The sequence below is a fragment of the Streptococcus sp. Z554 genome, from assembly GCF_053010305.1.
Map to the genome: position 1 here is coordinate 1 of NZ_JBRKNV010000010.1, position 24,564 is coordinate 24,564.

The 24,564-nt window shown below is 38.1% G+C and carries 26 protein-coding genes and 1 other annotated feature; all 26 genes read right to left on the reverse strand.

Annotated features, from left to right (window positions below; translation table 11 throughout):
• Positions 1–196 precede the first annotated feature (196 nt).
• A complete protein-coding gene (nusG, locus tag ACVC7R_RS07885) occupies positions 197–733 on the reverse strand; it encodes a transcription termination/antitermination protein NusG (RefSeq protein ID WP_016466132.1) in 537 nt (178 codons plus the stop codon).
• Between the two features lie 48 nt (positions 734–781).
• A complete protein-coding gene (gene secE / locus ACVC7R_RS07890; RefSeq protein WP_004254104.1) occupies positions 782–958 on the reverse strand; it encodes a preprotein translocase subunit SecE in 177 nt (58 codons plus the stop codon).
• 9 nt (positions 959–967) lie between these two features.
• Positions 968–1,120, reverse strand: a complete 153-nt coding sequence (rpmG, locus tag ACVC7R_RS07895; protein ID WP_001809375.1) for a 50S ribosomal protein L33 — start codon at positions 1,118–1,120, stop codon at positions 968–970.
• Between the two features lie 121 nt (positions 1,121–1,241).
• Positions 1,242–1,934, reverse strand: a complete 693-nt coding sequence (locus ACVC7R_RS07900) for a phosphoglycerate mutase (RefSeq protein WP_447264243.1) — start codon at positions 1,932–1,934, stop codon at positions 1,242–1,244.
• Positions 1,935–2,066: 132 nt separating this feature from the next.
• Entirely contained in the window at positions 2,067–2,435 is a 369-nt protein-coding gene (locus ACVC7R_RS07905; protein WP_447264244.1) for a hypothetical protein, read from the reverse strand.
• Positions 2,436–2,536: 101 nt separating this feature from the next.
• Complete coding sequence (gene ileS / locus ACVC7R_RS07910; RefSeq protein ID WP_447264245.1) at positions 2,537–5,329, reverse strand: isoleucine--tRNA ligase; 2,793 nt, start codon at positions 5,327–5,329, stop codon at positions 2,537–2,539.
• A gap of 45 nt (positions 5,330–5,374) precedes the next feature.
• Positions 5,375–5,587: a binding site (T-box leader), on the reverse strand.
• On the reverse strand, positions 5,584–6,396 hold the full coding sequence (locus tag ACVC7R_RS07915) for a DivIVA domain-containing protein (RefSeq protein WP_447264246.1): 813 nt from the start codon (positions 6,394–6,396) through the stop codon (positions 5,584–5,586). It overlaps the preceding feature by 4 nt.
• A 16-nt stretch (positions 6,397–6,412) precedes the next feature.
• Positions 6,413–6,715: a DivIVA domain-containing protein gene (locus ACVC7R_RS07920; RefSeq protein WP_447264247.1), complete on the reverse strand. Its 303-nt coding sequence runs from the start codon at positions 6,713–6,715 to the stop codon at positions 6,413–6,415.
• Between the two features lie 9 nt (positions 6,716–6,724).
• Positions 6,725–7,510 carry a YlmH family RNA-binding protein gene (locus ACVC7R_RS07925; protein ID WP_447264248.1) on the reverse strand — a complete coding sequence of 262 codons (786 nt, stop codon included), beginning with the start codon at positions 7,508–7,510 and terminating at the stop codon, positions 6,725–6,727.
• Positions 7,507–7,767, reverse strand: a complete 261-nt coding sequence (locus tag ACVC7R_RS07930) for a YggT family protein (RefSeq protein WP_447264249.1) — start codon at positions 7,765–7,767, stop codon at positions 7,507–7,509. The genes ACVC7R_RS07925 and ACVC7R_RS07930 overlap by 4 nt, the downstream gene beginning before the upstream one ends.
• Complete coding sequence (locus ACVC7R_RS07935; protein WP_447264250.1) at positions 7,767–8,315, reverse strand: cell division protein SepF; 549 nt, start codon at positions 8,313–8,315, stop codon at positions 7,767–7,769. Before ACVC7R_RS07935 ends, ACVC7R_RS07930 begins: the two co-directional genes overlap by 1 nt.
• A 9-nt stretch (positions 8,316–8,324) precedes the next feature.
• A complete protein-coding gene (locus ACVC7R_RS07940; RefSeq protein WP_447264251.1) occupies positions 8,325–8,996 on the reverse strand; it encodes a YggS family pyridoxal phosphate-dependent enzyme in 672 nt (223 codons plus the stop codon).
• 5 nt (positions 8,997–9,001) lie between these two features.
• Positions 9,002–10,255: a cell division protein FtsZ gene (ftsZ, locus tag ACVC7R_RS07945; RefSeq protein ID WP_447264252.1), complete on the reverse strand. Its 1,254-nt coding sequence runs from the start codon at positions 10,253–10,255 to the stop codon at positions 9,002–9,004.
• Between the two features lie 16 nt (positions 10,256–10,271).
• Entirely contained in the window at positions 10,272–11,639 is a 1,368-nt protein-coding gene (gene ftsA / locus ACVC7R_RS07950) for a cell division protein FtsA (RefSeq protein ID WP_447264253.1), read from the reverse strand.
• Between the two features lie 406 nt (positions 11,640–12,045).
• Positions 12,046–12,897, reverse strand: a complete 852-nt coding sequence (rfbD, locus tag ACVC7R_RS07955; RefSeq protein WP_447264254.1) for a dTDP-4-dehydrorhamnose reductase — start codon at positions 12,895–12,897, stop codon at positions 12,046–12,048.
• 66 nt (positions 12,898–12,963) lie between these two features.
• Positions 12,964–14,013, reverse strand: coding sequence for a dTDP-glucose 4,6-dehydratase (rfbB, locus tag ACVC7R_RS07960; protein ID WP_447264255.1), 1,050 nt, complete (start codon positions 14,011–14,013; stop codon positions 12,964–12,966).
• A 12-nt stretch (positions 14,014–14,025) separates the two neighbouring features.
• Positions 14,026–14,619, reverse strand: coding sequence for a dTDP-4-dehydrorhamnose 3,5-epimerase family protein (locus ACVC7R_RS07965; protein ID WP_447264256.1), 594 nt, complete (start codon positions 14,617–14,619; stop codon positions 14,026–14,028).
• Positions 14,620–15,489 carry a glucose-1-phosphate thymidylyltransferase RfbA gene (gene rfbA, locus ACVC7R_RS07970; RefSeq protein WP_447264257.1) on the reverse strand — a complete coding sequence of 290 codons (870 nt, stop codon included), beginning with the start codon at positions 15,487–15,489 and terminating at the stop codon, positions 14,620–14,622.
• Positions 15,490–15,605: 116 nt separating this feature from the next.
• Positions 15,606–16,658: a galactofuranosyltransferase gene (locus ACVC7R_RS07975; RefSeq protein ID WP_447264258.1), complete on the reverse strand. Its 1,053-nt coding sequence runs from the start codon at positions 16,656–16,658 to the stop codon at positions 15,606–15,608.
• A gap of 10 nt (positions 16,659–16,668) precedes the next feature.
• The gene (locus ACVC7R_RS07980; protein ID WP_447264259.1) at positions 16,669–17,661 is read right to left on the reverse strand and encodes a stealth family protein; all 993 of its coding nucleotides are present in this window, start codon (positions 17,659–17,661) and stop codon (positions 16,669–16,671) included.
• Positions 17,658–18,758 (reverse strand): UDP-galactopyranose mutase, encoded by a 1,101-nt coding sequence (glf, locus tag ACVC7R_RS07985; RefSeq protein WP_447264260.1) that lies wholly within the window; start codon positions 18,756–18,758, stop codon positions 17,658–17,660. Before glf ends, ACVC7R_RS07980 begins: the two co-directional genes overlap by 4 nt.
• A gap of 20 nt (positions 18,759–18,778) precedes the next feature.
• Positions 18,779–19,777 (reverse strand): acyltransferase, encoded by a 999-nt coding sequence (locus ACVC7R_RS07990; RefSeq protein ID WP_447264261.1) that lies wholly within the window; start codon positions 19,775–19,777, stop codon positions 18,779–18,781.
• A gap of 1 nt (position 19,778) precedes the next feature.
• Positions 19,779–21,194, reverse strand: coding sequence for a flippase (locus ACVC7R_RS07995; protein ID WP_447264262.1), 1,416 nt, complete (start codon positions 21,192–21,194; stop codon positions 19,779–19,781).
• 49 nt (positions 21,195–21,243) lie between these two features.
• Complete coding sequence (locus ACVC7R_RS08000) at positions 21,244–22,419, reverse strand: polymerase (RefSeq protein ID WP_447264263.1); 1,176 nt, start codon at positions 22,417–22,419, stop codon at positions 21,244–21,246.
• Positions 22,420–22,499: 80 nt separating this feature from the next.
• The gene (locus tag ACVC7R_RS08005) at positions 22,500–23,483 is read right to left on the reverse strand and encodes a glycosyltransferase family 2 protein (protein ID WP_447264264.1); all 984 of its coding nucleotides are present in this window, start codon (positions 23,481–23,483) and stop codon (positions 22,500–22,502) included.
• Between the two features lie 20 nt (positions 23,484–23,503).
• A complete protein-coding gene (locus ACVC7R_RS08010) occupies positions 23,504–24,478 on the reverse strand; it encodes a glycosyltransferase (protein WP_447264265.1) in 975 nt (324 codons plus the stop codon).
• Between the last annotated feature and the right edge of the window lie 86 nt (positions 24,479–24,564).

Here is a 24,564-nt window from a genome sequence, read left to right on the forward strand (position 1 = left end):
CGTACGGGATTCGAACCCGTGTTACCGCCGTGAAAAGGCGGTGTCTTAACCCCTTGACCAACGGACCTTGAGCTTTTTCAACTCTTTCTATTATATACACTTTTTTCGTCTTGTCAACTAGTTCTTGGAAAAAGTAGTTGACAAAAACGAAAGCTATAATTAGTTAAAAATTGATTTTATATATTCTTAAGTAATGTTACAATTCGGCAATTTGGTTTAAGTTAACTTCTGCCACAGTATCATTACCAAACATTGAAATAATCATTTTCACTTTGTTATTATCAATTTCAGTGATTTTTCCTGTGTAATCAGTAAAGGCACCATCAATGATTCGAACTGTTTGGCCGACTTCAACATTGATATCGAATTCTTGCACCGTTTGTCCCATTGATACCAAGATATCTCTGATTTCTTGTTCCAAAAGCGGAGTTGGTTTAGATCTGTTACCGTGTGACCCAACAAACCCTGTAACGTTTGGTGTATTACGAACTACAAACCAAGCTTCATCAGTCATGACCATTTCTACAAGGACATAACCCGGGAAACGATTTTCTTCAACTTCTTTTTTCTTCCCGTTTTTTTCAACTTGTACAGTTTGAGTTGGAATTTCAACACGCAAAATGTTATCTAACATATTGTATGTTTGTGCACGTTGCAAGAGATTTTCTTTTACTTTATTTTCATAACCAGAATATGTTTGTAGGACAAACCATCCTTTATCAAAACTATCCATCTTTTTCCTTTCTTATTGATAAACTTCTTTCAGCCTATTTATACTATTTTAAAAAATGTTAATGAATCGAATCAATCCGCTAACGATTAATTGGTCAAAAATATAAATGATGACAACAAAGAAGGCAGTGTATTCCATGATAGATTTAAAATCTACCCAACTTTGTTTTCGTGTTGGCCAAGTTGTATCTTTAAGAAGTGTAAAGATATCCTTAATAAAACCCATTCTTTTCTCCTATCTCGTTTCTCGGTGTGTTGTGTATTTACCACAATGTTTACAAAATTTATTTACTTCTAAGCGAGTCGGTTTGGGATTCCCACTAATTTTAATCGAGTAATTTCGCGAACCGCAAACCGCACAGGCTAAACTTGCTTTTTTAAGTGCCATAGCGCCTCCGTTCTATCTATTATAACAAGAATTCTTATCTTTGACAAGTTAAATTGTACCTTGCGTTTCCCTATTTTTTTAAATAAAAAAGCCTAGGAATAATCCTAGACCCTATTTTACATTATTTACCAAGGTAGTATTCAGAAACCACGTTCAATTTTTCGTCAAACTCGAATACCAATGGTGGGAAGTTAGGGATTTCCACGTCCATGATTTCGTCGTCTGACAAACCTTTGATGTGTTTCACAAGAGCGCGGATTGAGTTACCGTGAGCTCCTACGAATACGTTTTTACCATCTTTAAGTGCTGGAGCGATTTTGTCTTCCCAGAATGGAAGGGCACGTTCCAAAGTCACTTTCAAGTTTTCAGCATCTGGGATAACTGAGTCGTCAAGTGAAGCGTAACGACGGTCAGTGTGTGCTGAGTGTTCATCATCACGGTCCATTGCAGGAGGCAATACATCGTAAGAACGACGCCAGATGTGAACTTGTTCATCACCAAATTGTTCAGCAGCTTCAGCTTTGTTTTTACCAGTCAAACCACCGTAGTGACGTTCGTTCAAGCGCCATGATTTTTCAACTGGAACCCAAAGTTGGTCAGATGCTTCAAGTGCAAGGTTCGTTGTTTTGATTGCACGTTTCAATACTGAAGTGTAAGCTTGGTCAAATTCAATACCAGCTTCTTTGATCAATTCACCAGCATCGATAGCTTGTTGAGTACCTTTTTCAGAAAGATCTACGTCAGCCCATCCTGTGAAAAGGTTAGCTTTGTTCCATTCAGACTCACCGTGGCGAGCGAAAACCAATTTTACCATTAGTTGGATTCTCCTTTTATTTTTCGAGGTTGCCCTCGTTTATCTATTCTATTTTACACAATTTTTCACAAAAAAGCTAGTTAAAATCAACGAAAAAGAGAAGAGCTCTCTGACTCTTCCCTTAGAAATAATTTATTCTTCAATTCTAAATTGTTTCAAGCTTGCTAGGTACAAAGCTCCTCCGATGATAAGGACGATTCCACCAATCCATCCAAGGAAAGGAATCAAGGCAACTACAGATCCAACAATAAATAGAATCGATGGCGCCAATGAGATACGTTTGTCGTCCTGATAATAGACTAGTGAGAGAATTCCAAGAATGAGGGTTGCAATTTTCACTAAAGAGAAAACAATGAAAATAATGCCCAAAATTAGCCCTGCTGCATCTTCATCTTCCGAAATAGCTGCAAGAAATACCATAAAAATTGGTAAGAAAGCTAAAATTGCCCCTGCAATAATACCAATAAAGCCATCTACTTGTGCTAGTGTTTTTGTCTTCATAAATATCTCCTTTTATTTTAATAAGGTATATTATACCATATTTTTATTAAAGTTTTTATTTTTTAAAAAAATACAGGAATTTCTCCTGTATTTTTGTTAGACTATTTAGATTCAAATCCTTCTGCTACTGCATCCGCAAAGTTTTCTTCTACGATGCTTGCACAGTGGTCACAGATGGTTGCGTTGTAGCTACGTTCTGCTGTACTTGGATCGATGCGACGGCAACGATCACAAACCTCACCAGCTGCACGTTTAACAGTGAAGGCAACATCTTCGAAGGCTACTGCACCTTCTGGAGCTGGACTTTCTGCAATGGTCAATTCTGAGACAATCAAGAGTTGAGCAACATTGCTATCGATCGCTCCAAGAAGAGTCTTCACTACTTCGTTTGGATAAACCGTCAAGTGAGCTTCAAGAGATTTACCGATCACTTTTTCATTCCGTGCTTCTTCTAAGGCTTTTTGAGCTTGTCCACGGAAGTCCATGAAGGCTGACCAGGCATCCAAGATTTCCTCTTGGTTAGCAAATGTTTGAGCTTCTGGTAGTTCTGATAATTGAACGAAGTCTTCAGTTTCAAACTCAAGATAAGACCAGATTTCCTCTGCAGTGTGAGGAAGAATTGGTGTCAAAAGCTTCGTAATTTTCACAAGAATATCGTAGAAGACTGTTTGCATCTGACGGCGTTCAAGTGATTTGGCACCTTCGATATAAACAACATCTTTGGCAAAATCAAGATAGAAGGCAGACAAATCAACGTTGATGAAGTTAACAAGGGCCTTGTAAATGGTCAAGAATTCGAAGTTTGCATAAGCGTCACGAATAGTCTTAACAAGTTGGTTAAAGCGGATAGTCATGTACTTATCAACGGAACGAAGCTCTTCGTAAGCTACTGCATCCTCAGCTGGGTTAAAGTCAGATGTGTTCGCAATCAAGAAACGAAGGGTGTTACGGATCTTACGGTAAGTTTCAGAGACTTGACTCAAGATATCCATAGAGATACGCACGTCATTGCTTGAGTCCACACTGGTCACCCAGAGACGCAAGATTTCCGCACCAAATTGTTTTTCAACATCGCTTGGGGCAATGGTGTTTCCAAGAGATTTAGACATCTTCTCACCTTTACCATCAAGGGCAAATCCTTGTGACAAGATTTGTTTGTAAGGTGCTACGCCATGATTGGCAACAGATGTGATGAGTGATGAGTTAAACCAACCACGGTATTGGTCAGAACCTTCTAGGTAAAGATCTGCTGGATATTTGAGTTCTGGACGGTTGACCACGACTCCATTCCATGATGAACCGGAGTCGAACCATACGTCCATGATGTCTGTTTCTTTCTTGAACTCGCCATTTGGTGAACCTAGATGTGTAAATCCTTCTGGCAAGAGATCTTTGGCATCACGTTCCCACCAGATGATAGAACCATGCTCTTCAAAGAGTTGAGCTACATGCTCAATCGTTTCAGCAGTCATGATTGGTGTTCCATCTTCAGCATAGAAGATTGGAAGTGGGACACCCCAAGCACGTTGACGAGAGATAACCCAGTCACCACGGTCACGGATCATGTTGTAAAGACGCACTTTACCCCATTCTGAGTGGAACTTCACTTTTTCAATTTCATCCAAGATTTCTTGACGGAATTTTGATACAGAAGCGAACCATTGTGGAACTGCACGCCAGATGATTGGTTTCTTGGTACGCCAGTCAAATGGATAGGAGTGAGAGATTTCTTCTTGGGCAAGGAGCAAATCACCCAGTTTCTCGATAACAGTTGGTACCACCTTGTCGTAAAATTGACCTTCGAACTCAGCACCTGCATTTGCCATCATGATCCCGCGTTCGTTAACAGTCACAGCAACTTCAAGCCCATTGGCAACACCGACATTGTAGTCATCCTCACCAAAACCAGGAGCTGTATGGACGATACCAGTACCAGAATCAGTTGTAACGTGGTCACCAAGGATAACGAGTTCATCTACTGCTGTATCCCATGGGTGCTCTGTCACGATGTGGTTGAGTTCTTGTCCACGGTAAGTTGCCAAAACTTGAATATCTGCCCAACCAAATTTCTCAGACAAGCTGTTCAATAATTCTGAAGCAACCACAAACTTACGAGATTCGCCAGCTGGTTGCACCAAGACGTAATCAATATCCGCACCAACAGTCAAACCACGAGAAGCCGTGATGGTGAATGGAGTTGTTGTCCAGACGACGATGTAAGTATCTGTATCTAGGACACCCTTGCCATCTTTAACCTTGTTGGCATAGTAAAGGGATGTTGAAACCAAGTCATGGTATTCAATTTCCGCTTCAGCAAGAGCTGACTCAGATGACCAAGACCAGTAAACAGGCTTAGCTCCACGGTAGATATAGCCTTTGTTAGCCATTTCACCAAAGACACGGATTTGAGCCGCTTCATAGTCAGGAGTCAGTGTTACATATGGATTCTCCCAATCACCCGAAACTCCCAAACGTTTAAAGTCTTCACGTTGTTTATCTACTTGAGAGAGGGCGTATTCACGGCAAAGTTTCAAGTATTCAACCAAGTCCATCTCTTTACGTTTGACACCTTGTTTGGCCAAGACTTGCTCGATTGGCAGACCATGAGTATCCCAACCTGGAATGTATGGTGCGTAGAATCCTGACATCGATTTTGAACGAACAATGATATCCTTAGAAATTTTGTTCATAGCATGTCCTACGTGGATATTACCGTTAGCATATGGAGGGCCATCATGAAGAGTGAAGTGAGGTTTTCCTTCATTTAATTCTTGACGACGTTGGTAAAGTTTTGCATCTTCCCACTCTTTTTGCCATACTGGCTCTTTGGTTGGAAGTCCGGCACGCATTGGAAATTCTGTTTTCCCAAGGTTTAGTGTTTCTTTTAGTTTCATGATTACTCCTTAATATAAATTGACAATATAAAAACCACGACTCGCAAAAAGGACGAAAATCGTGGTACCACCTTTGTTTGGAAAAAGAACTGGTCTCTTTCCCTCTTTTCCCGTAACGTGGGCAACGTCAAATCTTACTCATTTCAGACTTGATACTAAGAGAGGATACATTTACCAACAGGGATTGCAGGACTTTCACCATCTCCTACTCGCTAGAAATGTGTTTGATAAACTCTTGTTCTCTAATAAGATTCTTATAAAATTAGAACTGACTCTTGTTGATTGTTCGGATCGTCTTGAGACACTTCCTCTTGCACAGGTTCAGCAGGAGTTTCAGTCACTGATTGAACTTCAACTTCAGTCTTACTTGACTCTTCAGCTACCTGCTCTGATTCTAACAATTCCTTGTTAGCTGCTTCAATCCGCGCTTGAAGTTCTGCCACCTCTTCAGGAGAGAATTGACGAGTCATGTCAATTGGCTCTTCTTCCTGGTATGAAGATACCTCTTCACCTAGAACCTCTTGGACGACTTCCTTGAAAGCTTCGTCGCTAGTTTGCAAATATGTTGCAGTCGGACGCAAAATTTCTTCCCAATCTGATGAATCAACAATAGCCAACTGACTTTCGATTGTTGATTTTAAACGTTGGTGGAAGACGCGGCTCTTGTTCTTCAACTCTTCAGTTTCTACAGCAACTTTTTTAGCATTATCTGTAGCTTGTCGCAAAATTTCATTGGCTTTATACTTAGCTTCATCAAGTAAACGTTGAGCATCTTGCTCAGCCTGCTTAATGATGTTATTAGAACGGTCATTCGCAGCTTGTTTTACACGTTCAGCTGTGTCTTGGGCAATCAAAACTGACTGACTCAATGAATCCTTAATCTCATCAAAATACGACAAACGTTCTTCTAAGTTTTTAATGTGTTGTTCTTTTTCATGATTGCTTCGTACAAGTGCTTCATAGTCACGAACAACAATATCTAAAAATTCATCAACTTCTTCACGGTTAAAACCTCTAAACTGAACACCAAAGGTTTTATCCTTAATTTCTAACGATGTAATTGGCATATTTTTCCTCACTTACTTAATAAAAAATAGAATCATTGACTGGTTCTTGTTCATTTATTTCTTCTCTTTTAGGGGTAGATGTGTACCCAAGGGGAGCTTCTTTTTCACTTGTTATTCTTCTGTTAGGGATATCATCCGTAAACTTCAAGAGATGTTCTTCTAAATCTTTAATATAGTTTTCATTTTCTTGCTTAAAACGAAATAATTCCTCATAATCATTAAAAAGATCTTCTAAAAAAACATCGACTTCGTCAGTATCATAGCCTCTGAATTGCATAGAGAATTTTATTTCTCTAATTTCTGAAGGTTTCATTGACATCTTTCCCCCTCATCTACTTGATAACAATTGGACTGTTAATTTAATCTTATCTTTCTTGGTCTGACCGTTTTCTTTAAGTAAGATCATTCGGCCAAAGCGTCTGACGCTGATTAAATCACCAATTTTTACCTGATAGTCAGATTTTTCAACTATATGATAATTGACCTGAACCAACTTCTTTTCAACCAGGGCTGCAGCTTGCGAACGTGATAATTTCAATATACTAGATAAGAAGGCATCCAGTCGCAGGCTTGAAACCAAGACTTCTTTTTCTTGATAGTCATCTTTAGATTCTATCCTATCTGAAAAAGGGCGTTCTACTAAACTTACAGGCAACTTGGAGATCTTTTGAATTCCATCCTGGAAAAGAGTGGTAAATCTTCGATCGACAATAATTTGAGCTTTATCTTCTGTCACCAGAATGTCTCCGAACAACTTACGATCAATACCCAGTCGATTGAGAACTGTTCCCAGAATCTTTGAATGGGTCAGTTGCTGAAACTTGCTGGGATACAGGATCTCAAGCAAGGTCATTTCAAAATCTTCCAAACTTGGCGTGAAGTAATCTGGCGCTAGAATCACCCTAGCGTACTCTGAAGAGATATGACTCGTACTAGAGAAGACGTTTACTCCTCTATTATTTCCCAACGTTTCCAAGATAAATACTTGGTGAGGATTTATAAAAGGAGATAAAATCGGTGCATAGTGCTCCTCGACTTGCCTCAACCATTCCAATCCCTTATCGATGAATGGAATATCCTCAGTTGCGAAATGTTGGTAAAGATCCTTACTCATAATACGACCAGTAAATTGATGAGATAGCGACTAATCATTCGCAAGAGAATTAGAGCTATCCAAACAGAGAAATCCAAACCTGCAATTTGAAGTGGTAGACGTTTCAGAGGTTCAAGAATTGGTTTACACAAAGTCTCCAAAAGCTTTCCCAACTGGGTGTTATAGGCATTAGGAAACCATGATAACAGAGCAAAAGCTACAAGTATCAGCGAATAGATGTCTGTAACATTTTGGATAAAACGAATTATTAGAAACATTAACGTACTCTATTTCTCTTCATATCAAAGTCGTACTCTTCACTTTGAGCTCCTTCAGGTAAACGAATATCCTCAATGTTTACTACAACACCTACTGGTGTCAAAAGATACATTGTGTTCGCAACTTTTCTTAACTCCCCAGCAAGGACATGACGTGCTCCATCCAAGTAATCTAAACAACGACGAGCTTGAACTTCTGTCATATATTGGAAGTCAATCAAGATACTTTCATTTCCAGCTAACAAATCAACAATATCTGTCGCATCTTCGTAACGGCGTGGGTAACGAACATCGATTGTTACTTTTTCAGTACTACGATGGCTTTCCATAGCTAGTTGTTGCTGACGGGCATGAAGTTTAGTAATGTTATTCTCTTTTGTTTCAACTGGAGAAGATTCTTGAGCAGCTGCTTGCTGTGGTAATTCTCTTTTTTGAGGAACCGAAGCTAGTGAACGTTCAGGTTGTGCAGCTACAACTTCTGAAGCAACTTCATCTCCATCTTCTGTAAAGTAATCTATAAATTTATCAAATTTATCTTTTAATGACATGATTATTTCCTATTTAAAAAATGCTGAACCAATTCGAACAAAAGTCGAGCCAGATTGAATCGCTTCTTTATAGTCACGACTCATTCCCATACTTAGTTCTGTCATTGGCATATTGGGGAGTTGTTGTTCACGAATGTATTGTTGCAACTCTTGCGTTTCTTTAAAAATTTTTTGCAACTCTTCTGTTTGAGCCTCAAACGGAGCCATGGTCATGAGACCAACATACTCTATGTTATCCAAGCTAGACAAATCTTGTAAGACTGTCAACAGTTCTTCTTTTGAAAAACCATGCTTGCTTTCCTCGCCAGAAATATTGACCTGCAAAAAACATTTAACGGTTCGATTGGCACGTTTTTGAATCTCTTGGGCTAATTTCAAAGAATCTAAAGCATGAAAATAATCAACAAAAGGAATAATATCCTTGACTTTTCTTCTTTGTAAGCTACCAATCAAGTGCCAAGTAACATCTTTATCACTTAAAGCATGATACTTTTCAAGAAATTTGTCGACACGGTTTTCACCGATGTGTTTGACTCCTTGGTGGATCAAATTTGCTGCGGTTGCAATATCAACATATTTTGTTACGGCAATTACAGAAACCGAACCGTCTTCACGGCCGGTTTCTTGAACTACTTTTGTAACCTGTTGAAATACCTGCTTTGTATTTTCTTTTAAATCCATTTCTATTAGCGGTTTTTGAAGAATGGTGGTGTTTCTAACTCATCTTCGTCAGAAGCTGGAGCTTCGAAACGCTCAACTGGTGATACGACTGATTCACCTTGACGAACAATTGAATCACGTCTCAAGTCCCAGTCACCAAAAGCTGATGCTTTAGGTGCTTCAGTATGACGTTGTGAAGGAGTTGGAAGTTCAGCTGTTTCTGCCAAATCAAAATGACGGTCATAAGTGTGAGTATGTCCAGATTTTACTGGTTCACGGAATGACGCTTGTCTTGGTTGTGGCGCTACAACTTTTTCGACTGCATCTTGACGAACTCCAGTAGCAACAACAGTTACACGGATTTCATCTTTCATTGATTCATCAATAGAAGTACCGAGCCAGATGTTTACACCATGTCCAGCAGCTTGATTGACGATTTCAGAAGCTTCTTCTGCTTCAATCAAAGTCATATCCAGGCCACCAGTTACGTTAACGATAACATCTTCTGCTCCATCAATAGTTGTTTCAAGAAGTGGTGAGTAGATAGCTTTACGAGCTGCTTCAATAACGCGCTCTTCTCCGCTACCAATACCAATACCCATAAGGGCGTTCCCTTTGTTTGCCATTACTGTCTTCACGTCTGCAAAGTCCAAGTTGATCAAACCAGGATTTGTAATCAAATCTGTAATCCCTTGAACACCTTGGCGAAGAACGTTATCTGCTTCAGACAAAGCTTCAAGAAGTGGAGTTTTCTTGTCAACAATTTCTAATAAGTTGTTGTTTGAAATAATCAAGAGCGTATCAACATGCTCGCGAAGTTCGTTGATCCCTTCAACTGCGAATTGACCACGTTTGCTTCCTTCGAAACCGAATGGACGTGTCACAACAGCAACAGTCAAAGCACCTAAACCTTTAGCGATACGAGCGATAACTGGTGCAGCACCTGTACCAGAACCACCACCCATACCAGCAGTGATGAAGACCATGTCTGCACCGCTGATAGCTTCAGTTAGAACTTCTTCGCTCTCTTCAGCAGCCTTACGACCAACTTCAGGTTGTCCTCCAGCACCCAGTCCACGAGTTAATTTAGGACCAAGTTGGATAACTGTTTCAGCTTTTGTACTGCTCAAAGCTTGTACATCTGTGTTGGCTGCGATGAACTCAACGCCTGAAACACCTTCGTCAACCATGCGGTTGATGGCGTTTCCACCACCGCCACCGACACCAATTACTTTAATTACTGCACCTTGTGCTGCTGCTGTATCAAATGAAAATGTCATATTTTATTCCTCTATCCTATTCATCAAACATGCTTCCGATTAAGCTACGGAATCGTTCAGTCAATTTTGGTTTTTCTTCTGATTGATTTGGAGTTGTTGAATCAGCAGTATAAGTTGGTTCTGCTGTTTCAGTTGAAGCTGTACCAAATACTGAACGTTGAGAAGTCGCAGGTTTTTCCTGACTTGAAGTTCTGAAGTCAATTGGTTGTTGACGCAAAACTTGATCTCCTCTAATAGCTCTTTGAGCCAAAACATTAACTTCTGTAAGACTTCCAGCAAATTCAGATAAACTAATCACATGCGCAAATGCAGGATTGCGGATACCTACTTGGTTTGGAACGTAAAGTTTCACACGAACTCCAAGTACTTCTTGGGCAAGCTCAACGATACCTGGTAGAATAGCATTCCCACCAATCAGAACAACACCACCTGGCAAATCCAACAAATGTCTTCTTTCCAAATCTTGTTTGATTTGTTCAAAGATATGTTTCAATCTAGCTGAAATAATTTGAGCTAAGTATTCTTCTGTAACTTCTACAGGTTCTACTTCTCCAATAACTTCAACTTGGAAAGTTTCTTTGCTTGCAAGTTGTGGGTAAGCTTCACCGTAGTTAAGTTTCAAGCTTTCTGCAATTTTCTTAGAAGTTTTAAGAACTTTTGAAATGTCTTTTGTGACGTAATCGCCACCTTCTTGGTAAACGTTTGTGTATTGAAGCTCTTGATTACGGATAGTTGCTACACTTGTTTGGCCGCCACCCATATCGATAACAGTCGCTCCAAATTCACGTTCGCCTTCGTTAAGAACAGAGTTTACAATTGCAAGTGGTGAAATAATCACGTTGTCAACTTGAACTCCAACACGTTCTACAGTTTTACGAAGGTTGTGAAGAATGGTTCTTGGACCTGTATAGAGAAGACCGCGCATTTCCAAACGAACACCCATCATACCACGAGGGTCGCGAATGCCTTGGAAACCGTCCACTACAAACTCTTCTGGCACAAAAGTAATTACTTCGCGATCAGGTGTCATGCTCTTTGTCAAAGCTGATTTAACAACATTCTCGACATCCTGATCTGTAATTTCTTTCGTGTCTGATGTGACAGGAATCATCCCTTGAGTTGGTTCAACTTGCAACAAGTTTGCTGGAAGTCCAACGTTTACTGATTTGATTGAAATTCCTGCTTTTTCTTCTGCTTGAGAAATAGCAGATTTGATAGCCGTCGCTGCGGCTTCGATGTCAACGATAATCCCATCCTTGACACCTTTACTTTTGGCGTTACTAACACCGATTACATTTACTTCACCATCTACAAGCTCAGCAACTAACACTTTAATTGAGCTTGTTCCGATATCTAAGCCTGTAAAGAAACCATTTCTAGTCATTACATTGCGTCCTCTCTATCTTCCAAGTTTCACACTTTGATTTTTTAACAGCTACAAGAAGGCATAGCTATTCACAGAATATTATATCACAAAAATCCGATTCGTGACTAATTTTTTGTGATTTTATTGAAGGTTTTTCATTAAATTTATTTTAATATTCCATTACAAGTCCATCTTTTTTCTTTTTCTTTAAAAAACAGTGTAAAACAGTCAATCTAACTGAAAAATGATTATGAAATTCATTATATTTCCAAAAATTGTTTATCTGTTTGCAGTTATTTTTCCATTCATTTTTACATCAAGGATGATATCGACATACACTTGGTTATACGCCCTCTTTTTGCATGATATTCTTTTTCATTTTTGTCTTTTTAAAAAAAGAAAAAAGAAGCTAGTTTCTAGCTTCTTATTTTATTTCTTGTTTATAAAATTCTTTCAAGGCATCTTGCCACGATGGAATGACAAATCCAGTAGCTTTAGCTTTATTAAGGCTCATTGTTGAGTTTAGCGGGCGTTTAGCTTTTGCTGGAAATTGACTTGAATCTACTGGCTTGATTTCCACATCTGTATCTTTCAAAATCTCAACTGCAAAATCATACCATGTTGTGTCTTCTGTCGCATCGTTTGACAAATGATAATAACCAAATTCCTTTCGGTTTTCAGCTAAGTAAGTCATAAATTCAGCCAAGGTACGCGTCCAGGTTGGACGACCATGTTGATCATTTACAACTGTCAAGGTCTTATGTGTTTTTGCAAGATTTTGCATGGTAAACACGAAGTTTTTGCCGTAATTTCCAAAAACCCAGGCGGTACGGATAATATAGAAGTTAGAAACGTATTTTTCTACAAGTTCCTCTCCCATACGCTTAGTCCGACCATATTCTGTCTGTGGATTTGGTTGGTCATCAACTTCCCACTCTTGTCCAACTGGTTTCTTACCGTCAAACACATAATCGGTAGAGATGTAGACTAGAGTTGCACCATGCTTTTCGGACGCTTTTGCAACATTTTCAGTTCCTGTAACATTGATGGCAAAGTCCAATTCTTTCCCCTCATCCTCTGCCGCATCAACAGCTGTGTAAGCTGCGCAGTGGTAAACTAAAGTCGGTTTCACTTGAGCAAAAACTTTCTCAACCTTCTCTGCATTGGTGATATCCATTTCAGCCACATCAACCGCGACATACTCCTCATTACGCTCATCCAATAAATGACGAAGTTCAGTTCCTAATTGGCCATTTGCTCCAGTAATTAAAATCATTTTTCTTCCTTTCAACTGATTAACAAGCCTACTGTATAGCAATAAAAAGCAGAAAGTTTCTGTCTTTTATTTTTCAAGAACCTCTTGTGTCTTAGCGTAGTTTGCTTCAACAGCTTCTTTTTCTCCTTGCCACCACTCTTGGTTATCTTTGTACCATTGAATGGTTTCTTTGAGACCTTGTTCGAAGTTTGTAAATTCTGGTTTCCAACCCAACTCTTTACGTAACTTACTTGCATCAATTGCATAGCGAAGGTCGTGTCCTGCACGGTCAGTCACATGATCATAAGCATCCGCAGGTTGCCCCATTTCCTTAAGAATTAGTTCCAAGACTTCCTTGTTGTTCTTCTCGCCATCAGCTCCAATCAAGTAGGTCTCACCAATTTCCCCTTTTGTCAAGATTGTCCAAACACCTGAAGAATGGTCATTAGTATGAATCCAGTCACGAACGTTCTTACCTTCACCGTAAAGTTTTGGCTTGATTCCACTTAGGATGTTAGTAATCTGACGTGGAATGAATTTTTCAATGTGTTGATAAGGACCGTAGTTATTTGAACAGTTGGAAATCGTTGCCTTGACACCAAATGATCGTACCCAAGCTTTTACAATCAAGTCTGAAGCAGCCTTGGTTGATGAGTAAGGAGAGCTAGGATTGTATTTGGTATCAGCAGTAAATTTCTCACCTGGACCTTCACCATGTCCTGGCAAATCCTCGCGTAGAGGGAGATCACCATAAACTTCGTCTGTAGATACATGGTGGAAACGAATATCGTACTTGCGAGCCGCTTCCAAAAGAGTATAGGTTCCGATGAAGTTAGTATGTATAAATGGCGATGGATCATTCAGTGAATTGTCATTATGACTTTCCGCTGCATAGTGAACGATAGCATCTGCTTGAGCTGCCAACTTGTCTACCAACTCTGCATCAGCAATGTCGCCAACAACTAACTCAACACGATCACCTAAAATTTCCTCAATATTCGCGCGGTTCCCAGCATATGTCAACTTGTCCAGAACAGTCACATGAACATCTGGAAAATTCTTGTAAACGTAATGGACAAAGTTGGAACCGATAAAACCAGCTCCACCTGTCACGATGATATTTTTGTACTCAGTCATATTCTTTCCTTTTTACAAATCTTCTTTTTTCAAAGGTTTTACATCTTTTAGTAGTGGATGATTTTTATCTGCTTCTGAAACCTCTGCTTCTGCAAGATTTTCCCATTCGATACCAAGGCTTGGATCAGCATAGTTTACAAAGACATACTTAGGTTTGAGTTCTAGAGCCCAGTAGTCATTGACCAAATAACTATACGAAACTGTATCTGATAAAACTTGGAAGCCATTAGCCACGCCTCGAGGAACAAAAATTCCCTTGCTAGCATCTATAACTGTCTGATAAGTATTGCCAAAGCTTTCTCCCTCGCGTAGATCAACCCAAGAACCCAAAACTTTACCACCATCTGCTACAGAAATATACTTATCCCAAGGCTCTGCGTGGAGGCCACGGAGGACATGTTTTCGAGAGAAGGATACATTGTTTTGCAATTTTCCTTCTGCAAAGAATGATTCTGGAAATCCAAGTGGAATCATTTTTCCCTTCTGGAAATTTTCTTTAAACCAGCCACGATTATCTCCATGAACTGGGATATCAAACTCCAACATGCCTGGAATAGCTTCAACCTTGCGTGCTGCAAGAGTCTTACCGAAAAACTTGTCTGTCATCTATGCTTCTCCAATCAAACGGAGCAGATACTGTCCGTATTCATTTTTCTTAAGTGGTTGAGCTAAGGCCAACACATCTTCGCGACTGATATAACCCATGCGGTAAGCAATTTCTTCCAAATTTGCAACCTGAACATTTTGCATTCGTTGAACTGTCTCAATGTACTGTGAAGCTTCTAATAAACTTTCATGAGTCCCAGTATCCAACCAAGCAAAGCCACGTCCCATAACCTCAACGGATAAATCTCCACGATCTAGGTAAGCCTTGTTTACATCTGTTATTTCCAATTCCCCACGAGGGCTTGGTTTTATACTTTTGGCAATCTCTACTACATCATTATCGTAGAAATAGAGGCCTGTAACTGCATAGTTTGAACGAGGGTGTTCTGGCTTTTCTTCAATAGAAAGAACGTTCATTTCCTGATCAAACTCAACAACTCCAAAGCGTTCAGGATCCTTCACATGATAACCAAAAACAGTTGCCCCTGACTCCTTACTTGCTGCCTTTTGTAGCATCTTAGAAAGCCCTGGACCGTGATAGATATTGTCTCCTAAAATCAAGGCAACATTATCAGTCCCAATAAACTCTTCCCCAATGATAAAGGCTTGTGCCAAACCATCTGGACTTGGTTGCTCAGCATAAGAAAGTTTAATCCCAAACTCAGATCCGTCTTGAAGGAGCTCTTTAAAACGAGGCAAATCTTGAGGAGTTGAGATAATCAAAATATCCCTAATCCCAGCCAACATCAATGTTGAAAGGGGGAAATAAATCATTGGTTTATCATAAACCGGCATCAGTTGTTTTGATGCAGCTCGAGTCAAAGGATATAAACGTGTCCCCGAGCCACCCGCGAGAATAATACCTTTCATAATTGGAAACCTTTCTATATGTTCTTTATCATATCATCACAAAAGAAAATTCCGTGATTTACCTTATAAGAACAACGAGTTTTACTTTTAAAATAAGTTGGATGACATTAATTAACTCAATCAAATCTTTCTAGTGCTGATTTTAAATAAAATCCTGATCGGATATTTTTACCTATTATTTGAGCAGACTGCACTAAGTTTTGGTATTCTTCTTCAGATATTTTTTTGAGTTTTTCTATCAGTTCTGATAAAGATGCTACAGTAATTCCACAATGATTCTCCATTACAAACTTTGATAGTGCTGATTCTTCCCATACAACTAACGGGAAACCTGAGGCTAAGTATAGTGACGCCTTATGAGAGTTGTTATAGCGAAGGTACTCACCAAAGACGCCACTGCAGGTCTCTGCGCTATCCCCGTCCCAGACAAGACCAAAGCCACCTTCAAGTGCTGCAGGAAGCTCATCAGGTAGGAAGGACCCAAAGTAAGTCTCATTCGCAAGAGCTCTACTCTCGTCGAAGCCGACACCATAAAGGTTATAAGCAGGTTCTTCAGGAAGAGAGTAAAGATAACCGGCTTTCTCCTGAGCCAAATTCCCAGCCACAATAATTGGCTGATTCTTAGTAAGGCCCATCTTCTCTTGGAAGTTTGGAATCAAATAGTCAAAAATGCCTAGGCTAACGATCTTACTTTCCGAAATCCCTTTATCCACTAAAATAGATTTCATGATTGGATTGTGGGCAATGATACCATCAGCTGCAGCAAGAAGACCTGATTCTTGAATTTGAATTCGAATCTTATGCTTCAAAGGGATATTATCAACTTTGACATAACGAAGAGCTTCTAAATCATGGATAATAAAATGAACTTTTACACCCTTTTTCTGAACTTTCTTTACATGATGCGTTGAGAAAAAGCTATGGTGAAGCATGGGAAACTGGATCAATAACTCATCACCTTGCTTTAATTGATTCAAAGCCTGACCAAAAGCCTTAGATTTATGAAGCTGTGCTTTAAGCGTACTCATCTCGTACCAATTATCAACTGAAAGAACCAAGGCTTGATAACCTTCACTCTTTACAATTTTTTCAACATCATTACGTGCCTTATTACCGGCATTTTTAACATTGTTATCGTGTAAAAATTCTTCTTTTAAATAGTATTTCATCTCTTATTTCTCATTTTTCAAAAGCTGATTTTTCAGGATAGCGTTCTTTCAAGATTTCCTTAAAACGAAGGATATTCTCCTCTTTAAAGTCAACATCATCATTCACACAAAGCAGTTTTTTATGTTTTTCTTTAAAGATACTCTCCAATCGATCCACTTGATTTAGATCTATCGACTCCCCAAAATTCTTTGACATTGGATAAAACTGATTACTTTCAATTTGCCAATGCTGGCAGATGTATTGATTAACATCTACTCCGTAGTCTCTAATTTTATTTCGTGACGTTTTATCTAACGTTTCTTCTTCAATTTCCCATAAATGTGCCAAGGTACTCTTTTTCATTGGAACAGGTAAATGCTGGTTCACGTATCCCGTTGGCCCCCATGGCAAGAGTAGCAAGTTTTTCAAAACCAAAGACCCGTAACGGAAATTAAAGAATTTCCAAGGTGAAGATTTTAAGGCTTTTTTATTAGGAAAATGGCGATAAATCAATTCAACATTATTATGATAAGTATTTGTAAATGGTGACCAAGGAACCAAAGCATCATATACAGCTAAAAGCTTAGGTTGCCCATTCTTATAAAAATCCGAAGGCTGACTATCTCTGATCAAATACATATCATCATTGAAATAGAGATAGTTTTCCGACAAACCTTCAATCCGATGGAGGTTAAGCTCAATAGCCGCTGAATTATAAGTAGGTAGATACTCTTTAGGGATAAATTCCTTATGAGTGACCAACTTAAGCTTTGGATGCTCCAAGTTCAACCATTCAGGTTTTTGTCCATTGGTGACTAAGTAAACATGATTTACCCAAGGGGCATGATTTTCAATCATTCGAAACCAGTAATTAAAAATCCCGTAATCACGATAACGCTGCTCTCCGTCGATTTCTTGGTCCAAATCTGCAACTTTACCAGTCACGGCTTGTTTCTCGCGGATAAACTCCGGGTCACTTCCGTCGACCCAAAGAACCACGACATCAATTTTTTCTTGTGTCATTTAGTTAATTCTTTCTCAACGACTTCTAGAGCACGCTCAATGACCACGTGCATATCGTAGTATTTATAGTCTGCTAGGCGTCCACAGAAGATGACCTTGTCATTTTTGGCTGCTTCTTCTTGATATTTAGCAAACATAGCGTTGTTCTTTTCATCGTTGATTGGGTAGTAGGGTTCATCTCCACGTTTCCAGTCAGCCGGGTATTCACGAGTGATGACCGTCTTCGGTTGGGCGCCATACTCGAAGTGCTTGTGCTCGATGATACGAGTGTACGGAATGTCGCGCTCGGTATAGTTGACCACGGCATTTCCTTGATGATTTTCCTCATCCAAGACTTCGTGTTCAAAACGAAGACTACGATATTCCAATTCCCCGTGCTTGTAGTCAAAGTATTGGTCAATCATCCCTGTGAAAACTACTTTTTCTGCTGATGCTTCCAATTCTTCACGATTAGCAAAGAAATCAACCCCAAGCTCAACTTCTACATCGCCCAACATATTTTCAATGATGACGTTGTAGCCACCGATTGGAATCCCTTGGTAACGGTCATTAAAGTAGTTGTTATCAAAGGTCAAACGCACAGGGAGGCGCTTGATGATAAATGGTGGAAGGTCTGTTGCAGAACGTCCCCATTGCTTTTCTGTATAGCCCTTGATCAACTTTTCATAGATATCTGGACCAATCAACTTGATGGCCTGTTCTTCAAGGTTCTTGGGCTCAACATCTTTCATATCCGCCGTTTGTTCTGCAATCTTATCCTTGACTTCTTGTGGTGTCTTAGTTCCCCACATAGCGTAGAAGGTATTCATGTTGAAAGGAAGATTGTAGAGGCTACCCTTGTAGTTAGCCACTGGTGAGTTGATATAGTTATTGAATTCAGCGAACTGGTTCACATAGTCCCACACTTTTTTGTTAGAAGTATGGAAAATGTGGGCACCATACTTGTGGACATTGATGTCTTCAACATTTTCACAGTAGATATTTCCACCGATGTGATCACGTTTGTCAATCACTTTTACTTTTTTGCCACGCTTGGTTGCCTCATGGGCAAAAATTGCCCCCGATAAACCAGCACCAACGATCAGATAATCGTACATAGTTGTCTCCTATTAATAATTTATAATTTAACTATTCGATTGAAATAAGGGATTTTCATTAATATTCCAACCACAATAAAACTTACACTTAATGTGAAGATGAGAAAAAGCAAATGCGCTCCTGCAAAACTAAATCCAACTAATTTCTCCCACACTTTCATAACATATGTATGTATAACAAAAACTCCCATAGTTTGATTAGAAAGATAGATTATCCATCTGTTTTTATCTGTATTTAAATCAAACGTAAGTACCGTCAAAAAAGTCCCTAAACTTACAACTTTCACAAAAATACTATCATAAAAATATTCAGCAAAAAGATTATGGTGAATATACTTCGCTAGCATAAATAAGATTAATGGTGAAGCAAATAGTAAAACTACGGTCATTTCTTTCATCCAACTCCTAAAACACTTTTTAAGAGTATCCAAGCTAAATTGTGCTAGAAATCCACCTAAAATATAATAGAAAAACCAGGTCCATAACCTAAAGGTTTGTATAACATATGACTGCAATGGCATTTGAAGTACCATATTTGCCAACTCAAAGACAAAACCAATAGTAACCAATGAAGATAGAATATATAGATAGCTTCTTTTTGAATTCAGAATTTTTTTCAAAATAGGCAAACATAAATAAATCAGTATCAAGGCACCGAAAAACCAAAACTGAAAGAAATACCCTTTTTGTAACAGAGAGCCTACAATTTTTTTAATTGGATTAACCGCAAAGTCTCTTTTTAAGAGCCAAACGATAATGTTCCATGATGACACTGTTATTAGAATCCATTTTACTTTCTGGAGTATATAGGGATAAGTTATCTCCTTCTTTCCTAACAATAAATAACCATTGACCATAAAAAACAGAGGTATAGAGTACGTACCTAAGTAATATAAATACGCCAAAAGATTCCAAGAACCTGTTTCTTTAAATCCAATCATTGTTGTATGAAGTAAAACAACTCCAACACATGCAAGCACTTTTATTAAATCTAAATTAATGTTCCGAGTTTTATGCATTCTATTTTTTCCCAATAATTTGTTTTAATTCTTTTACATCTACCACTTTCAGAGATAGAATTGCAAAAAGATAAATGATTCCACCAAGCACTGCAAATGCTAGAACATTTAGGGTTGGTGAAAAATGTATCACTGTTTTTGAACCTAGCAGAATGCCATACATGATAGCGGATGCTAATACAATTTTTATCATAGATCCCATAATCGGAACTTCTTTTAGGTATCTACGGGTAAAGTATAATTGTATCGCCCATACTAGCGCTTCTGTCAAAACAGAAACAATAGCTGCTCCGATATAGCCAAGTTTAGGAAGGAATAGTAAGTTCAAACCTACACTGATAATTGCGGGAGCTGTTGTTGAAATCATGAATTCTTTATTTTGATTATGAGGGATCAGTATCTGAATTCCCATGATATTGGTCCAACCGATAAAGAACATACGGAAGATCATAATGGCGATTGCATAACGTGCATCCTGAAAATCTTGACCAAGGAAAAACTGAACAAAATCATCATTGACAATCAAAATTCCTGCCATCATTGGAAAAATCACTAAATTATATACGAGGAAGGACATTTCATGCATCTTGTTGACTGCCTTATGATCACCTGTCGCTAACAAATGAGCGACACGTGGCAACATAACGCTTCCCAAGGAAGTTACCAAGGTCAGAAGGATATTTACCAACTTTAGAGCCTGGTCATAAATCCCTACATCTTTTGTAGAAGCTAAGGCTCCAAGCATGGTACGATCTAGTGTAACATACAAGGAAATCGCTACTTGAGGAAGAAACAATAATATGACGGGTTTCAAATGATGCCTAGCATATTCTATGTCAAAATGTGGTCTACCGATAAACTCCCGAGCAGGTAACCACATACTTAGTTGCCCCAATAGTTCAAATATGGTTAGCAAAAAGACATAGAGATATAGGTCATTTGCAGATTTAACAAAGAGGAAGATGGAAATAACTCCAACGAGCTTGACCGTGATATTTCGAACAGTAATCTTTCGAAAATCCTCCAATCCTTGAAAGAGCCAGGAAATGTCTAAACCTTTTGAAACTAAACTCAAGCCTAAAATGTAGGCTACCGGATTTTGCATAAAGGGAAGGGTCAGACAAAGAAGAGCATACAAGGATATAGAAAGGAGAGTTGCAGCTAATTGCAGAGAGTAGATTCCCCAAAAGTTTTTTTCAATTTCCTTGCGATGTCCTGAAATGACCTTGGTCCCATAGTTGGCGACCCCTAGAGTAGCTAGGAGAATAAAATAGGTGACAATGGAATTAAAATAGCCATAAGTTCCTAAATCTTCAGAGCTAAATACCCGAGTGACATACGGGGTGGTGATAATCGGTAGAATAATCACCAGCAGCTGGTAGGAGAGATTATAGGCGTAATTTTTAAGAACTTTCATAAGGATGTAACTCGTCTTAATCTTTCTTTTTAACTGGACTTAACTCTTTTTATTCAATTTTGTTATCTGGATTCATAATAAACAATCGACTGATGAACAAAATTAATGGAGAGTAGCGAAGAACCAACATCTGAGGATCGAACATTCCATGGATAATCATAATTCCTAGGCAAGCCAGTACGATATCTTTTTGAATGGTTATGAAATATTTCATAACTTTAGTAAGAGCAAACAACATGAAGGCACTGACAATCAAGCCATCAATAACCAATAATTGAACAAAAGAGCTATCAATATAATTGTAATTACTAGTGAAATTTCCAAACATATCAAGAGTTGTAAAGGAAATTGGTTGCCCTAACCAAGATACACCAAAATTTCGGAAACCATCCACACTGAGACGCAAGCGATTATGCGTAAATTGATCAACTAAGTGAAATAAATTGTCAGATGAATAAAAACAAAAATACAAGATAACCGCTAAAGCTACAATAAAACCGTACTGCGCAAGTGCCTTTGACAAGAAATTTCCAATGATAAACTCTTTTTTAAAGATTTTAATACTCAACAAGGCATAGGTTAGTATCAAAATACTTAAGTAAAATGGACTAGATGTCGAAGTTTGTTGGTACATAAAAATCGTAGCCAAGAGTAAGGCCAACAATTCAAGGTACGAAATTCTTTTCCCCCGAAACATCAGATAAGTACACAAGGCAAAGAAGAGTCTCTGTGATGCAAATGATACATAGTTAAATCCTAGACTAAAACGGTAGCCACTATCTGCTTTCATAAACATATTTGCAATAATACCTTGTTGACTGGCATAAATTGTCAAACAAAGCACCAGGAATGTCGCCACAGAAAAAGTTCCTAATAATTTCCTAAAATCAATATCCCTAGCGGAAAAAACAAGAAGCAACACACTTATATCTAACAATCCATCACGATTTTTTGCAACTATAAACATTGCAATAAAAAGTCCCGTTACTATTAGTAATTGTTGCCAATGAAATCTAAAGTAATATAGCGTTTTCGGAAAGTTCATCAACTCTTTTATCAAAATCATAGCAATTGTGAAATAGAGGAGGATTCTATACAATGATAGAAAGCCTTCTAATCTAATAAAATAAGTAGTTGTGACTAATGACGCGACAACAACCCATATAAATAAGGTAATTAAGTAAATTTTTTCTGAAATAATACGATTGCTTATCACAATAGTCATCCAACCCTTTCAGTCATTAAATTAAAAATATTTAAAACTTTACAACTCTCTATTATCAAATATCAAACAATTGAACATACTCATTTGATTAAAATCTGTATTTTTTTAAGAAAAAGCACTGTACGATACATTCTATAATTAAGTAAGAATCTAACAATAAGATTGATAAAAGGAGTATTTTTTGCCAAAATAACCATCTCTTTGTTTTCACACAATTCTTCAACATATTGTCGTTTCAGAGGAAGAGGTGTTTTTTGAGCTGAAATATTTTGAATATTACTCATTAGAATACGAGATTTTATTTGATCAACAAATTGTTCATCATGAATGCCCCATCTTGACATCAGCTGGTCAATTTTCTCTAATTCTTCCAGTTGATAGTTCATCCGATTAGGATTATACTGTCCCATCGCAGAATCTACTCTTCCTGAAACATAGACATAATAACCAGATTTCACCAAGAAAACTGCATTGACATGCTGATAAACATTCAAATTGAAACGAACATCTTCTCCCAATTCATAGGATTCAAAAACAATTTGATGTTCCTCCAGAAATTCTTTACGGTAAATTTTATTCCAGACAGTATACATCATGTCTGTTAACCATAATTCTTGAAAAAGCGCAATAAACTCACCCTTGTCTTTTTTCCCTTCAGTAGGAAGTATTTTAGCCGGTCGATTTATTTCTGATAAGTTCTTTTCAATCGAATTATAGTAACTAAACACCAATAAGTCTAATTGTGAATCTAATTGACTTTCCGCATCTGAAAATAGATTTCCCACAAGATAGTCATCCGCATCCACAAAACAGATAAACTCGCCTTTCGCTTTGGATAAGCCAAAGTTACGGGCTGAACCGACCCCCTTATTTGGAATATGATAGACTGTAATATTAGAAAACTGAGCTGCATAATTCTCACAGATTTGACCACTCTGATCATTGGAGCCATTATCAATCAACAAAATTTCCAAATCCGCATAGTTTTGAGCAAGTAGACTATCGATACAACGAGGGAGATAATTCTCTACATTGTATACCAGTACAATGACTGAATACTTCAAGATAATCCCCTAAATTTCTCTCACTTCATCCCTTGTATAGCGAAAGCCAGCTTTAATAAATGCAAACGGTACAACAAATATTTGATTCTATTTGGAATAGACTTTGCTTCACTACATGTCATTTTATTTTTGTCTAATTCCTGTTTTACTTCACTTGTAATCTCATCATAATTTTTATGCAGTTTAGCTTTATATAAACTAGCCAGTATGTGCGTTAAACCATTTACATAATAAAGCTGTGAGATGTGTAACTCCTCTTGGTTCAATTGAGAACGAACAAAATCAGAATAAAAAACTTCTTTGTAGAACCCAAACATATCTCTAAACTTCTTCTCATTCCAAGACTGTGTAATGGAATCCGGGTTATCGATTAAGTAGTGATAGTACTTCTGATTTGTCGCATAAACCTTCTTTGCTGAAAGAAAAAGCTTGTAATTGGTTCCAAGATCCTCATAGTATTTACCAATTGGAAACTGAACGTTATGATCAGTGAATAAGGATTTCCGATAGACTTTGTCATTAGCGAAACCAGTAATATAACTATGCTTCAGCATTTGCACAAAAGCATCCTTCCCGTCAAAGACTTGAGTCTCTACTGGATCCGAAATGATCACATCTTCTTCACCCTTGACAAACTCACGATTAAAAGAAATAATATCAAATTTTTGAGATTCTAGCGCTTCTGCCAAGGCCATAAAGGTATCTGGTTCAATCCAATCATCGGAATCAGGAAAATAAACATATTCTCCTTTAGCCTGAGAAATACCCGTATTTCGAGCTTCTGAAAGTCCACCATTTTCCTTATGAATAACTGAGATAAAGTCATACATTTTAACATAATCATCACAAATTTGAGGAGAACGATCCGTACTTCCATCATCAACCAGTATGATTTCATAGTTTTTCCACTCTTGAATCAGGATGCTCTCAAGACAACGGCTTAAATACTTTTCGACATTATAAACTGGAATAACGACAGTTAAAAGTGGTTTCATATATTTTTCACCTGAACTTTTATTTTAGTCTGTATTTTCATAATCTGTTTTACTGACTTTACAACATTTAATAATAATGGTAATTC